Annotated in this window: 12 protein-coding genes and 4 tRNA genes; 5 read left to right on the top strand and 11 right to left on the bottom strand. The window is 65.4% G+C overall.

The window, feature by feature from the left end; genetic code table 11:
- The 6 genes from CCR79_RS03555 to CCR79_RS03530 form a co-directional block, all read right to left on the bottom strand.
- On the bottom strand, positions 1–433 hold a 433-nt coding region (locus CCR79_RS03555), incomplete at its 3' end, for a toprim domain-containing protein (RefSeq protein WP_242510811.1).
- A gap of 5 nt (positions 434–438) precedes the next feature.
- On the bottom strand, positions 439–1,059 hold the full coding sequence (locus CCR79_RS03550; RefSeq protein ID WP_201168828.1) for a hypothetical protein: 621 nt from the start codon (positions 1,057–1,059) through the stop codon (positions 439–441).
- A gap of 66 nt (positions 1,060–1,125) precedes the next feature.
- A complete protein-coding gene (ssb, locus tag CCR79_RS03545) occupies positions 1,126–1,557 on the bottom strand; it encodes a single-stranded DNA-binding protein (RefSeq protein WP_201168823.1) in 432 nt (143 codons plus the stop codon).
- Positions 1,558–1,628: 71 nt separating this feature from the next.
- Complete coding sequence (locus CCR79_RS03540; protein ID WP_201168821.1) at positions 1,629–2,072, bottom strand: hypothetical protein; 444 nt, start codon at positions 2,070–2,072, stop codon at positions 1,629–1,631.
- Between the two features lie 236 nt (positions 2,073–2,308).
- A complete protein-coding gene (locus tag CCR79_RS03535) occupies positions 2,309–3,055 on the bottom strand; it encodes a PFL_4669 family integrating conjugative element protein (protein WP_201168818.1) in 747 nt (248 codons plus the stop codon).
- Complete coding sequence (locus CCR79_RS03530) at positions 3,052–3,744, bottom strand: PH domain-containing protein (RefSeq protein ID WP_201168816.1); 693 nt, start codon at positions 3,742–3,744, stop codon at positions 3,052–3,054. The genes CCR79_RS03535 and CCR79_RS03530 overlap by 4 nt, the downstream gene beginning before the upstream one ends.
- 159 nt (positions 3,745–3,903) lie before the next feature.
- Between CCR79_RS03530 and mobH the strand changes: the two genes are divergently transcribed.
- Positions 3,904–5,607: a MobH family relaxase gene (mobH, locus tag CCR79_RS03525; RefSeq protein ID WP_201168801.1), complete on the top strand. Its 1,704-nt coding sequence runs from the start codon at positions 3,904–3,906 to the stop codon at positions 5,605–5,607.
- Positions 5,608–5,716: 109 nt separating this feature from the next.
- Positions 5,717–6,715 (top strand): tyrosine-type recombinase/integrase, encoded by a 999-nt coding sequence (locus tag CCR79_RS03520; RefSeq protein WP_201168800.1) that lies wholly within the window; start codon positions 5,717–5,719, stop codon positions 6,713–6,715.
- 319 nt (positions 6,716–7,034) lie between these two features.
- Here CCR79_RS03520 and CCR79_RS03515 read toward each other — a convergent pair.
- The 4 genes from CCR79_RS03515 to CCR79_RS03500 all read right to left on the bottom strand — a co-directional run bounded on the left by CCR79_RS03515 (position 7,035) and on the right by CCR79_RS03500 (position 7,514).
- Positions 7,035–7,110, bottom strand: a tRNA-Lys gene (locus CCR79_RS03515).
- Positions 7,111–7,206: 96 nt separating this feature from the next.
- Positions 7,207–7,282, bottom strand: a tRNA-His gene (locus tag CCR79_RS03510).
- A gap of 37 nt (positions 7,283–7,319) precedes the next feature.
- Positions 7,320–7,396, bottom strand: a tRNA-Arg gene (locus CCR79_RS03505).
- A gap of 41 nt (positions 7,397–7,437) precedes the next feature.
- A tRNA-Pro gene (locus CCR79_RS03500) sits at positions 7,438–7,514 on the bottom strand.
- Positions 7,515–7,670: 156 nt separating this feature from the next.
- On the opposite strand from CCR79_RS03500, the gene folD reads away from it, so the two are divergent.
- Both folD and CCR79_RS03490 read left to right on the top strand, forming a co-directional pair.
- Positions 7,671–8,543: a bifunctional methylenetetrahydrofolate dehydrogenase/methenyltetrahydrofolate cyclohydrolase FolD gene (folD, locus tag CCR79_RS03495; RefSeq protein WP_201168799.1), complete on the top strand. Its 873-nt coding sequence runs from the start codon at positions 7,671–7,673 to the stop codon at positions 8,541–8,543.
- Between the two features lie 37 nt (positions 8,544–8,580).
- The gene (locus CCR79_RS03490; RefSeq protein ID WP_201168798.1) at positions 8,581–8,958 is read left to right on the top strand and encodes a PilZ domain-containing protein; all 378 of its coding nucleotides are present in this window, start codon (positions 8,581–8,583) and stop codon (positions 8,956–8,958) included.
- A gap of 141 nt (positions 8,959–9,099) precedes the next feature.
- Here CCR79_RS03490 and CCR79_RS03485 read toward each other — a convergent pair whose 3' ends face one another.
- On the bottom strand, positions 9,100–11,826 hold the full coding sequence (locus CCR79_RS03485) for a phosphoenolpyruvate carboxylase (RefSeq protein ID WP_201168797.1): 2,727 nt from the start codon (positions 11,824–11,826) through the stop codon (positions 9,100–9,102).
- A 139-nt stretch (positions 11,827–11,965) separates the two neighbouring features.
- Between CCR79_RS03485 and wrbA the strand changes: the two genes are divergently transcribed.
- A complete protein-coding gene (gene wrbA / locus CCR79_RS03480) occupies positions 11,966–12,562 on the top strand; it encodes an NAD(P)H:quinone oxidoreductase (protein WP_201168796.1) in 597 nt (198 codons plus the stop codon).
- Positions 12,563–12,567 lie beyond the last annotated feature (5 nt).

Genomic DNA, 12,567 nt, shown 5'->3' with positions numbered 1-12,567 from the left:
CGAGAAGCTGCGCCAGCGCCTGGCGTATGCTGGCTGGATCAAGGGCCGACAGCCACAGTCGCCGCACAGGGCCACGGTAGCCGGCATGATCCAGGATCTCGCGCCCGATGGTCTCCCCTTCACGGTCCGCGTCCGTCGCCAGGACCACCTCGTCGGCCTGGCTCAGTAGACGCCTGACGATGCGGTACTGCTCTTTGGCCTTAGGGCGAACCTGCAGCTGCCACTGCCGCGGGAGGATCGGTAGGGTCTCGAGCCGCCACTGGCCCAGCTGCTCGTCGTAGGCCTCGGGCGGCGCCATGGCAAGTAGATGGCCGAAGCCCCACGTCACCGCGACGCCGGAGCCATGCTGGCAGCCGGCGTCGCGGCGTGTGGCACCCAGCTCGCGGGCGATGTCCCGGGCCTGAGAAGGCTTTTCGCAGAGGTAAAGCTGCATGGCCTTTACTCCAGGGCGCCCTCAAGCTGCTCGGTGAGGTTGCGCTCGAACGCCTCGGGATCGGAAGGCCACGGTGCGTGATCCTCGGGGCGTCCCCATCCGGCAAAGAACTGGTGATACGCCGCACGAACACGGGTGCGATCCTGCTCCCGCTCGAGGTCCACTTGCAGGACGACGCGGTCGTCACCGATCTCTGCGGCGTCGCGCAGGGAGTAGTAGGCCCCCGGCTCGCTGATGTAGTGATAAAGGCCGGTGTCCTCGGCCAGCTCGTGATTATGGCGCTGAGCCGGAGTCTTGTAGCCGAAGGTTTGGCGCACGCGGTTGTACGCGGTATCGACATCGAGATCCGCGAGCTCCTCGTAGGCGATCACGTACCCATCATCGGTTTGCGGCGCATCGGTGAGCTCGTCAGGTAGAGGCGGCGGCTCCGAGGGGTCGCCCTGGTCCGGAGTTTCCGCGCCGGCGTCGGCGCTTCGCTCGTCGTCCTCGCCCTCATCCGTCTCGAACAAGGCGCCTGTATCTAGGGTGTACTCGACATCATCGCGCTCATCCTCCTGGATCATGGCGCAGCCGGTCGCCAAAGCAGACGAGAGGAGCGCAGTAATCGTGGTGTGCTTCGGCTTCATAGTCCGCCCTCCTGTGGCGATCAGTCGCTAAAATCGACGAAAAGCGTAAAAATGCCGGAGTCGGCACTATGAAGTATTTGCGCTTCCGGGGGCATTCGCCACCGCGCCATCGCTGTCCGAGGTGTTCTCCTCTTGGGCGTTATGTCGGCGGCGTATGGTGAGGGAGTCGATCCTTCCCAGATCCGGGTCAACGTGGCGGGCGCGGATCTCCAGTTGGCGACGCTCCTCGCCGGTCTCCTTGTCCACCCATTGCGACTCGAAAAGCTCACCTTCGACAGCAACCCGCGTGCCCTTGGGCAGGAGTCGGGCTGCGGTTTCGGCGCGGGAGCCCCAGAGGCTCACGTTGGCCCAGAAGCCACCGCGCTCGTTAAAGCCACCTTCGCCGTCGGGGATGGGTCGATCGAAGTAGACCCGCAGGTTGGCAACTGGTGTGTCCTGGGCGTGGCGCAAGGTGGGTGTCGCACCAAGATTGCCTCGGCCACGGAAGAAATTGGCCATGGCTGCGTCCTCCTGCTGGGTGGTGGTTACCCAGTCTGGGAGGATGTGCCAATTCGCGGGTCAAAAAACGTTCACTGCGATGACCAATTTCGCTCTAGCGCATCGAGCTGAGCCATGTGCTCGGCGAAGCGCTTCAGCATGCGCAACTCGGCGTTCGCGACGCTGGCCCGGGTATTGAGTCGCTGGGCCTCGCGGTCAATGCTGAGCCACGCGAGACGAGTCAGCTGTGGGACGTTCTGGTGTTCCAAGTGTTCTTGGACCTGCTCCGAGGTAAAGCTGAGCCAGGATTGTCGAGACTCCCTGGTGCCTCCGAGGCGCCAGCGGATCACCGGGGCCCGTTCGTTGCCGCTGGCATGGATGCCGGGGTAGATCGGCCTGGGCTGGGTCGGCCACTGACGCCGAAATCGTTCTACGAGGGCCCTCATCTCTTCGCAGGTGCAGAGCAAGCTCTTCTCCAGCTCGGCTGACCGCTTACGAGCCTGTTCGATAGCGTCCGGTGCGTCGAGCTCGATCATGGATCCAACGCCTCCCTTACCCTTAAAGGGCCCTTTAAAAGGGGTGGTAGTCGCAGTCGGTGACTCAACCCGCCCTCATTGGACCATGCATCTGGGATCACGGCGCATGGTGGCCAGTCATGATGGGTGACCAGGGGGTGCTACGTGCACCCCCTAAGACGCTTATCGTTACCGGCTGATGCATAAGGATGTGGGGGTGCTACGTGCACCCCCCCCCCTTCCGGTGGGGCGAGGCGCTAAGTGACATCGTTATCGGCCGCTGCCTGATCGGCCTGGATTGCCGGTGCAACCTCGGCACGCAGCGTGCCTTCGATGATCGCCCGCGGTGGTTCGCCCCATTCCTCGATCATCTGCTGTGCAGCGGGTGTGGGTTGTTCTAGGTCGGGGCGTTTGACCGCACGGTAGCGCCAGCCCTGCGGGATGTGGAACACCCCGCGAACAAGGCGTCCCCCTTCATAGAGGCGTCGCTCGCTGTCGTCGCGACTCAGTAGCCCGACATGGCGCGCCGTAAGCACGGCTCTCGCGTACTGGTCGAACTCGGCGATTAGATAGGCGCCCATGTACCCGTAAGGCGAAGTGAAGGACAGAGGGACCTGGATCGGTCGGAGGCTTTCAGCAAGTTCGATCTCGACCGCTGGCATCGATTGCAGGGCCTGATCCATCTGCTCGCGCAAAGCTTCAAGGCCTTGTCGATTCTCTTGTACGGCCTCGTGAGTTTGGAGCAGAAGCCAGTCTGCCCATGGGTCATCTCTGCTGGCCGCGTTCCAGATGCCTCGCATGAGTGTGGCGAAGCGAGTCAGGCCTATGATCTCGGCTTTATGCGGCTCCTGGCGGCGACTGCGGCCATGCACCAAACGCTGAGCCTGCCGTGTTTGGATGGTCATACGTGCCTGGCCTCGAAGCCCGCCTGGTTTCTGCGAGCTGCTACACGCGGCCAAAGGTTGTTGCTCACTGCAGATGGTCGCGAAACTTCCACGGCTCATCGCCAAGCTCCTCTAGTAGCGGCATCAATGCGGGTTTGAATTTCGTCGAGGATGGTCTGGGGGTTTTTGATGTCGCGCAGGTGGACCTCTCCAGAGTCCCCGGTCCCGGCTGAGGAGACGTGCACGGAGCCGATCCTGAGTAGGCGGTCGATAAAACCTTGCCTGAGCGTGGGAATCCTGGCATGCCGGTAATCAATCGACCGCCGTTGTCGGCGGATAATACCTTCCTGCGCAACCAGTCGGTCTGCCCCGAGCTCGTATCGGAAGGAGAAAACGTTCAGGAAAAGGCGAAAACTGCCCCAGGCGAATAGCATCAGCCCGATGGTCGCGACCGAGGCAGCCACCAATGAGGCCTCTAACCAGGAGGGCTCCCACAGCGCAAACTGAGCCAGCGTCCCGGATAGGTTGCGGCCCAGCTGCTCTCCGTTACTGGAACTTAGAACAAGGCCCCCGCCGATTGCGGTTTGTACCAAGGGGGTGGTCTGCGCACGCCATGCTGGTCGCAAGCGGACCGGTGGCTGTGAGCGCAGAGCGTGTTGGTTATCACTCACGCTGCAGTCCGGCCGCAGGGCGTAGCCATTGCCATGCTCCACAAGCGTAAATCTCGTACCGCTGAAGCGATGGAGCACATGTCGGATATGAGTAGCTTCTGCCTTGGTCCACGGCTGTTGTCGATGATTCAAAATCATCGGGCTACCTCCCGTTGCCACGCGCCTTAGTCAGACTATGAATCTCGCCAACAGCCGAAGAAGGGAAAACGCAGAAGCGGGAAGCAGGAATTCTCGCTCTGGTCTGCTGTGGTGACGAGCAGTCTTGGGGATCCACGGTGTCGAGAGCGAAGAGGCTGGATGCTGGGTTTATTCTCGCAGCTTCGATCGCGTGCGAAGGAGGATCCAAAGGAGCCACCGCGCCCCGGTCTCCTGCCTGTCTGCTCAGCGGGGAGGCTGCTGCGAGCCCCTGAGCGGGTTAAACGCGTGCGCAAGATCGTCCAGCTCACAGCGTTCCCGGTGACGCACCGGGTAGAGCTGGTGGATTCCCTGCTGAGGTCGTTCGCGGGTTTGGTGCAGGAGCTGCCAGCCTCGGAGACCCACCACCATGCCGGGAGAGGGGGGCTGCTGGATCACGGTCTGGAGACGGCGATCTACAGCTTGCAGCGGCGTCAGGGGCACGTCCTGCCTCCGCACGCCGAGCCGGAGCGCGTCGTTCACGAAGCGGATGCCTGGACGTATGCCTTGCTGGCTTTGGCCCTTGTCCATGATCTCGGGAAAGTCGTTGTGGATCAGCGGATCACGCTCTACGGCTCGGGTGGGCAAAAGTTGCGGCTGTGGGAGCCTTGGTACGGGACCATGTCCGATATGGGGGCTGTTTGGTACGCGGTTCGATATGCCTCGGGGAGGGTGCATCGGCTGCATGAGCCTGCCTCAGCCCTGCTAGCTCATCGGGTAATCCCTGCGTCAGGGCTAGCCTGGATCGCTCGCCATCCTGACCTCTTCTCGCTTTGGGCCGCTGCTCTCCAGGGTCGGCTTGAGGATGCCGGCATTCTCGGGCAGTTGCTGCAGCAGGGGGATCGTGAGTCTGTTGCACGGAGTCTCGGTGGGGAGCTCCCTGAGCCGCTCGCCGCTGTTAAAGAGCCCTTGGGCGAGCGGCTGCTGAAGACGCTCCGTTACCTCTTCCGGGAGAAGGGTATGCCGTTGAATCGCAACGGGGCGGCTGGGTGGCTCAAGGGAGAGGACCTGTGGCTGGTTTCCAAACGGGTTGCGGACGCGCTCCGGGAGCAGCTCCACGAGGAAGGGTTCCACTCATTGCCTTCTCGCAACGAGAGGCTCTTCGATGTCCTCCAGGAGCAGGGGGTTGTGGTACCCAGCGGCGATAGGGCCATCTGGAAAGCTTGGGTGACGGGCGATGGATGGCGGCACGAGCTGACGCTACTCAGGGTAGAGGCGTCTCGGATTTGGCCCGAACCTGAGCAGCGTCCCTCCGAGTTTGAGGGTAGCGTCGAGCCGGTCACGGAAGAGCAGGGCACAGGCTCACCGGTCGAGCCGGCGCCCGGTGGCGAGGAGCCTGGTGTAATAGCCGAGGAGGAGGGGCAATCCGCGGACAAGCTGGATTCCGTGGGTGATGATCGTTCTGCTCAGGTTGGTGAGCGGGCTGAGTCTGCGGCGGCGTTGCCGGATGACTCAGACCCAGGCGAGGCTTTCTGGCTGTGGCTCACCCAGCGCCTCGGTCAGGGTGACCTAGCGGTTAATCAGCGGGATGCCCGGCTCCACGTTGTAGAGCTCGAGGATGGCAGCCACGGCTTGCTGCTCGTCAGTCCTGGGATTTTCCAGGATTACGGGCGAGAACAGGGCCAGGAGTGGCAGCGCGTGCAGAGGCGCTTCCTTAAGAAGCAGCTGCATCGGAAAGCGCCGGATGGGACCAACATCCATCGTTACGTTGCCAAGGGGCAAAGAAGGGCTAGTGAGCTTAAGGGCGTCGTTATCCCCGAGGCAGCCCAGCTATTCTCCAGCCCTCCAAATCCCAATCCATTCGTATGCGCGCATTGGTCACGTTAGAAAGTGGTATGTTCTCTCCTCGGGGAAATTGAAAAGAGCCAGGGGCTTGTTTTTAAAGTGCCGTCCTGCTGCTCACTCACGTGAGAGTAGGAGGCAAGGAGGCGCCATCATGGCCCCTGAAGAGAGCTCCCTGGACACGGAAGACCGGGGAGGGCGGACGCTCGGCGAGCTATTCCAGCTCTACTGCCAGGTTCGTGCCTTGCAGCCCGACACTGTCCGCACCTATCGCCTGGTCTGTCGACGGTTTGAGGCCGATCAGAGAGTTCGTCGGTTGGAACAGGTGACGCGTGACCGATTGTTGGGGTGGCGGAGTCAGATCCTCAGGCGGGCTTCGCCAACCACATGGAACACCTATCGACGCCACCTCCGCGCGCTTCTGCGTTACGCGGAGGAGATCAGTTGGATCGAAGAAAACCCTTTCAGGCATGTACCTACGGCCCCGGAGCCGTGGAACCGCAAGAAACGGGTCAGCCAGACCGTGCTTGCGCGCGCGCTTGATACGCTCGGCCGGGAAGGCGAAACGCTCCAGCCGCGCTGGTTCTGGCGCTCGGTTCTGATCACGTTCTATTACACGGGGATGCGCCGGCGACAGCTGATGCACCTCGTTTGGCGCGATTACGACTCAAGGCGCGCCGCGTTGCTGCTGGTCAGCGAGACCAGCAAGACTCGCAAGGAGTGGGAGATCCCGGTCCCGCGGCCTGTTCAGCAGGAGTTTGTTGTCCTCTGGCAGGAGGCGACCCGAGTCCTTGGCGCCCCGCCGAGCGGGGATCGAGCCATCTTCGACCTGCCGCTGTTCAGGCCCGCGCCATCACGCCGGCAAAAATATTTCGCTAAGACCGGCCTCACCGGCGAGCAGGTGTCTGGCTTCTTCCGACGTCTCTCCGATGAGCTGGGGGAGTCGATCACCGCGCATCGGTTGCGCCACACTTGTGCCAGCGAGATTGCTGGGCAACCTCAACCCGACCTGCGTGGCTTGCAGCAGCTCCTCGGGCATAGCAGCCTAGTGACCACGATGCAGTACGTGGAACCGGACCTGGGGCAGCTGCATCGACTGGTAGATGGCCTGCCGGACCCACGGGGGTCAGGCGGCGGGCGACGGCGAAGGTAGATCAGAAAGGCTCGGCGCTTGACTGGAACGCGTAGTCATGCGGTGATGGGAAGCGAAAACGGCTGCGGCGCATCGGGGGTGTGCTGCAGCAAGTGAAACGGGGAGATGTATTTAGGCGGTTTGAGCGGGAAAGCAGGTCGAACCCCTACCGCGGTTCGAGCACTATCAAGTGTTGTTTGCCCAGGGGTCACATGGAAGTGGGAGAAGAGCCGGTGTCGCCGCACCGGCTCTTCGGAGCCCGCCAACGGGGAGTCAAGCGGGCTCGCCCCTGGCCTGGTGTCTACCTTGGCATACGTAGGGTTGCCAATGGTAGCGAAGCTGGTGGGCCGCCAAGGACTCGAACCTTGAACCTACTGATTAAGAGTCAGCTGCTCTACCAATTGAGCTAGCGGCCCGTTTGAGAGGGACTTATTGTGCCAAGCCGTTGCCGGTCAGGCAAGTTGTCTCGGCAAACGAAAAAGGCCCGGCGCACCGGGCCTGATCGTGTTGGATGGGGTGAGCGATGGGACTCGAACCCACGACCACCGGAGCCACAATCCGGGGCTCTACCAGCTGAGCTACGCCCACCACCGTAAATCGTTGTACCCTGCCTGCGCTGCGCGTTTGGCGCGCCCGGCAGGGTTCGAACCTGCAACCGTCGGCTTAGAAGGCCGATGCTCTATCCGATTGAGCTACGGGCGCAGTGCTCGGCAGTTCGTGCCACGACCGCCTGGTTGACCAGGTGGTCGGGGTGGAGGGATTTGAACCCCCGACTCCCTGCTCCCAAAGCAGGTGCGCTACCAGACTGCGCTACACCCCGTAGGGTCACCGCAGATCCGCGCTGACCGCCGCGGTCTAGGTGCGAAATCATAGCGACCCCGCCTGTCGTCGTCAATTCCCCATTCGTTGCTGGCCGTTGCCGGCGCCCCCGCGGCGTGCGAAAATCCGCCTCAATTCGCGGTTCTTCGGGGGATTCATGCCTGCACAGATCCTGGATGGGAAAGCCATCGCGGCCAAGCGTCGTGCACTCGTTGGAGAGGCTGTCGAAGAGCGGGTGCAACATGGTCTGCGCCGGCCCGGGCTGGCCGTCATCCTCGTCGGGCAGAATCCGGCTTCAGCGGTGTATGTCCGCAACAAGCGGCGAGCCTGCGAGGAGGCCGGCATCCTGTCGCGGGCCTATGACCTCGAGGCCGATGTCAGCGAGGGTGAGCTGCTTGAGCGGATCGATCGGCTCAATGCCGACCCGGAGATCGACGGTATCCTGGTCCAGCTTCCGCTGCCGGGTCATATCGACGAGCAGACGGTGATCGAGCGGATCGACCCGATCAAGGATGTCGATGGCTTCCACCCGGAGAATATGGGCCGACTGGCGCTGCGACTGCCCGGGCTGCGTCCGTGTACCCCGCGAGGGGTCATGACGCTGCTCCACCACACCGGGATCGAACTGGAGGGGCGCAATGCAGTGGTGCTGGGCCAGTCGAACATCGTTGGCCGGCCGATGACCCTGGAACTGCTCAATGCCCGCTGCACGGTTACGGTCTGCCACAGTCGCACCCGCGATGTGGCCGAGCGTGTCCGCCAGGCGGATCTGGTGGTCGCATCGGTGGGCAAGCCGGGGTTGGTCCAGGGCGACTGGATCGGCGAGGGCGCCGTGGTCATCGACGTCGGCATCAACCGCCTGGATAGCGGCAAGCTCACCGGCGACGTCGACTTCGCGGCGGCCAGCGAGCGTGCCTCTTGGATCACGCCGGTGCCGGGCGGGGTGGGCCCGATGACCGTGGCCACGCTGCTCGAGAACACTCTGGATGCTGCCCGCAACCGGGACGAACTGACTGCGGCGGCGTGCTAAGCTGTCTCCGGACAGAGTGACGGGGACAGGGAGTCGGATGGCCACGCACGAGAAGCGCCGTTTCAGCCGGGTGAGCTTTCATGCTCCCGCCCGCTTGGTCGATGCCGGGGGTCACGGTCGCGAGGTCGAGATCCTGGATCTGTCCATGCGCGGTGCCTTGGTGCGACTCAGCGACGGGAGTTCTCCTCAGGGTGCCCTCTGCGATCCACAGAGCCGCTGGACGCTGGAGCTCTCCCTGAGCGAGGAAGACCGGATCTGCATGGAGGTGCAGCCCGCCCACTGGCATGAGCAGGAGGTAGGGTTGCGCTGCGAGCGGATCGACCTGGACAGCATGGTCCATCTGCGCAGCCTGCTTGAGGCCAACTTGGGTGATGTCGATCTGGTCAACCGGGAGTTGATGCAGCTCGTCTCCTGACTTCGAAACGGTCCCGGCAGCCGCAGCGCGCCATCGCCGCGGCGCCTTGCGCTCGTAGGCGTCCGGGCGGGTGCTCCGAGCACCCCCGCCCGCCCCGTGCGTCCTTCCCGTCTTGAAGCTCACGCTGTAGTCGGCCGTTGGCTAGCCTGTACTCTGCAGCCCGGCGCTGAGCCCGGCGATGGTCATCTTGACCAGATCGGTCAGTCGCGGGTGCTCCTGTTCCCGGGATTGCCGCAGCCGCGATAGGGCCGAGAGCTGAAGCAGCGACAGGGCGTCCAGGTCGGTGCGGCGCAGCTCGTGGCTCGCCTGCAGGGCCGGCTGGCGCTCGAGCAGGCGTTCCTTGCCCATGGCCGCCAGGAGCCAGTTACGGGTGCGTTGCCACTCGTCGAGGATTCGTTCGCGCAGCCCCGGGTGGCCGCCGAGCTCCAGGGCCTGACGGCCAAGGGTGAGATCCGCCCGGGCCAAGCCCATCTCGACGTTCTCCAGCAGCTGGGCGAAGAAGGGCCAGTCGCGGCGCATCTCGCGCAGCCGGGCGAGCCCGCCCTCGGTTTCGCCGATAGCGGCCAGGCCGGTGCCCACGCCGTACCAGGCGGCCAGGTTGATGCGGCTCTGTGACCAGGCGAAGACCCACGGGATCGCCCGCAGACTCTCCAGGTCGCGGGCCGCGCTACGGTGGGCCGGCCGCGAGCCGATCTCCAGCTGCCCGATCTCCTCGTAGGGCGTCACCCGGGTAAAGAAATCGGCGAACCCCTCGGCGTGGACCAGCTCGTGGTAGGCGCGCTCGCTTGCCTCGCTCATGCGTCGGAGCTCGCCGCGGTAGCGGGCCGCGACCCGCGCGGCGCGCTCTTCGGCATGCCCGGTGGACATGGCCAGCACGGCGTTGATGGTCTGCTCCAGGTGCCACCGCCCGGAGTCCACCGTCCGGTAGCGCGTGAAGATCATCTCCCCCTGCTCGGTGACCTTCAGCCGGCCGTCCACCGAGCCGGATGCCTGGCCACGGATTGCCCGGTTCAGCGGACCGCCGCCACGGCCCAGGGAGCCGCCGCGGCCGTGGAAGAGGGTAAGTTGGATGCCGTGCCCGCGCGCCCAGCTGGCCAGGCGCTCTTGGAGTTCATGGAGCACGGCGTTGGCGGCGAGAACACCCACGTCCTTGGCCGAGTCCGAGTACCCGACCATGACCTCCAACTCGTACCCGCGGGCCTGCAAGGCGTGCTGTTCGCCGGGTAGCTCGAGGAGTTCGTCGAGGACTGCCGGGGCGTGCTCCAGATCCCGGCGCGTTTCGAACAGCGGGATGATATCGAGACGGAAGGTGGCCCACTGTTCCTCGGGCACCGCCAGGCGGGCGAGGGCGCGCACGGCGGCGATGTCCGCCGCCGTGCGCGTGAACGAGATGATGTAGCGCCGGCACGCCTCGGGTCCGTAGGCGGCCTGCAGATCGGCGGCGGCGCGCAGGGTGTCGAGCACCTCTTGCGTGGCCGCGCTGGTCGGTTCCGGAGCCGTTGCCCAGCCCTCGCGCGCCAGGCGGTCGAGTTCCGCGGCGTCGGTGCTGACCCCCGGGGCCAGCTCCTCCAGAGCGGCGGCATGGACACTGGCGTGCTGGCGAAGCTCCAACTCGGCGAGGTGGAAGCCGAAGGTCTCGACCTGCCAGCGCAGGTCCTGGAGGGCGCCGTAGGCCAGGCGCGGGATCCCGGCGCCGGCCAGCGAGCGCTGGACCTGGTCGATCTCGGCGAGCAGCTCCGCGGGGCCGTCGAAGCCGCGCTCCGGATCGCCCTGGCGGCGGGCGCGCAGGCGCTCGGCGGCGTAGACGAGCTTGTGCCGGTGGGCCTGATCGGGGGAGGTCCGCGCCAGGGCGGCGGCCTGTTCCGGGAAATCGGCGCGGTCGCGCTCCAGGCCCTGAAGCAGCTCCGGGGCCGGCGGCGCGTAGCGGTCGCTGGCGGTGAACGTGCGGGCCACCTCGCGGGTGCGCTGCTCAAGGCGCTGGAGGACCTGTGTCGCCTGCTGGGCCATCGCCCGGTGGGTCACCTCCGCGGTGACATTGGGATTGCCGTCGCGGTCACCGCCCACCCACGAGCCGTAGCGCAGGAAGGCCGGGGTGTGGGGCGTGCGGGCCCCGGTGTTGCGGGGGGCCAGGGTGCGCTCCACCTCGTGGTAGATGCCCGGCACCAGGTCGAAGAGCGTCTGGTCGAAGACCGCCATGATCCGTCGCGCCTCGTCGAGGGGGGTGGGGCGCTCCTGGCGGAAGGGCGCCGTGGCCCACAGCGCGGTGAGTTCCTCGGCCAGGCTGCGGCGGACGTCGAAGGCGAGGGCGTCGTCGGCCTCGTGCAGGTCGAGGCGTTCGAGCTCCCGCGAGATGCGCTGTAGCGCATCAACCACTGCCCGGCGGCGGGCCTCGGTGGGGTGGGCAGTCAGCACCGGGTGGATGCGCAGCCGGCGGATCAGCTCGTGGGCGGCGTCCCGGCCCTCGAGCTCGGTGACTTCCTGGATGCCGGCTTCAAGACCATCGCCGACGATGCGCCCGTCCCGCCCCTGTGCCCGCAGGGAGCGCACCCGCTGGCGGTCCTCGGCGAGATTGAGCAGCTGGCAGTGCAGGGTCAGGGCCCGGGCCACCTTGTGGCCCGTGGTCGGATCCAGGCGGTCGAGTTCGGCGAGGGTCGGCTCCGGGTCGGGGTGTTCGGTCCAGTGGAGTTCGTGGGCGGCCTGGCGCAACCGGGCCAGTGGGGTGGTGACGCGCTCCCCCTCGCACTCCTGCAGCACGTCGTGCAGGACGCCGTCGAGCAGGGCGATCTCCTCGCGCAGCGGCGCGGGGACCACGACCCCGGCGTCGCGGACGGCAGAGATGTCGGAGAAGCGGGCGGCCAGTGGTTGCATGGTACGGATCCAGGCACGGCTGCTGTTGTTCCGGAAGACACTCGGCGCGATCTTGCGCGTTGTCAACGGATTCGCGATGCTCCCCAGGGGTGTGAGGCACTCTGTCGTAACCAACGCTCAGCCACAATCGGGAGGTGCCATGAGCAGGGTACTGGTTCTCTACTACTCCACCTACGGCCACGTCGAGACGCTCGCCCATGCCGTCGCCGAGGGCGCGCGCGGTACCGGTGCCGAGGTGGCGGTCAAGCGCGTCCCCGAGACCATGCCGGAGGAGGTTGCCCGCCAGGCCGGCGCCAAGCTCGATCAGGAGGCTCCGGTCGCCAGTCCGGAGGAACTCGCCGACTACGACGCCATCCTGTTCGGCACCCCCACCCGTTTCGGCAATATGGCCGGGCAGATGCGCAACTTTCTGGACCAGACCGGCGCGCAGTGGTTCAACGGTCAGCTGATCGGCAAGGTCGGCAGCGTCTTCACCTCGACGGGCACCGGTGGGGGCAACGAGACGACGATCACCTCGTTCTGGCACACCCTGGCCCATCACGGGATGGTCATCGTCGGTCTGCCCTACGCGGCAGCGGAGCTGACCGATCTCTCGGTGGTCAAGGGCGGCAGTCCGTACGGCGCCGCCACCATTGCCGGCGGAGACGGCAGCCGTCAGCCGAACGAGCAGGAGCTGGCGCTGGCCCGTTACCAGGGGCGCCATGTGGCCGAGATCGCCCAGCGCCTGCACGGCTGAGCCGG

The sequence above is a fragment of the Halorhodospira halophila genome, from assembly GCF_016653405.1.
GTDB classification, from domain to species: domain Bacteria; phylum Pseudomonadota; class Gammaproteobacteria; order Nitrococcales; family Halorhodospiraceae; genus Halorhodospira; species Halorhodospira halophila_A.
This window is presented reverse-complemented; position numbering and strand designations above follow the sequence as displayed.

Excerpts from the sequence above, each read along its gene's own strand:
- ssb (WP_201168823.1), bottom strand. The coding sequence starts at position 1,557 with ATGGCCAATTTCTTCCGTGGCCGAGGCAATCTTGGTGCGACACCCACC.
- CCR79_RS03535 (WP_201168818.1), bottom strand. The coding sequence starts at position 3,055 with ATGAGCCGTGGAAGTTTCGCGACCATCTGCAGTGAGCAACAACCTTTG.
- wrbA (WP_201168796.1), top strand. The coding sequence starts at position 11,966 with ATGAGCAGGGTACTGGTTCTCTACTACTCCACCTACGGCCACGTCGAG.
- CCR79_RS03530 (WP_201168816.1), bottom strand. The coding sequence starts at position 3,744 with ATGATTTTGAATCATCGACAACAGCCGTGGACCAAGGCAGAAGCTACT.
- CCR79_RS03540 (WP_201168821.1), bottom strand. The coding sequence starts at position 2,072 with ATGATCGAGCTCGACGCACCGGACGCTATCGAACAGGCTCGTAAGCGG.
- CCR79_RS03550 (WP_201168828.1), bottom strand. The coding sequence starts at position 1,059 with ATGAAGCCGAAGCACACCACGATTACTGCGCTCCTCTCGTCTGCTTTG.
- mobH (WP_201168801.1), top strand. The coding sequence starts at position 3,904 with ATGCTGGGTTTATTCTCGCAGCTTCGATCGCGTGCGAAGGAGGATCCA.
- CCR79_RS03485 (WP_201168797.1), bottom strand. The coding sequence starts at position 11,826 with ATGCAACCACTGGCCGCCCGCTTCTCCGACATCTCTGCCGTCCGCGAC.
- folD (WP_201168799.1), top strand. The coding sequence starts at position 7,671 with ATGCCTGCACAGATCCTGGATGGGAAAGCCATCGCGGCCAAGCGTCGT.
- CCR79_RS03520 (WP_201168800.1), top strand. The coding sequence starts at position 5,717 with ATGGCCCCTGAAGAGAGCTCCCTGGACACGGAAGACCGGGGAGGGCGG.
- CCR79_RS03490 (WP_201168798.1), top strand. The coding sequence starts at position 8,581 with ATGGCCACGCACGAGAAGCGCCGTTTCAGCCGGGTGAGCTTTCATGCT.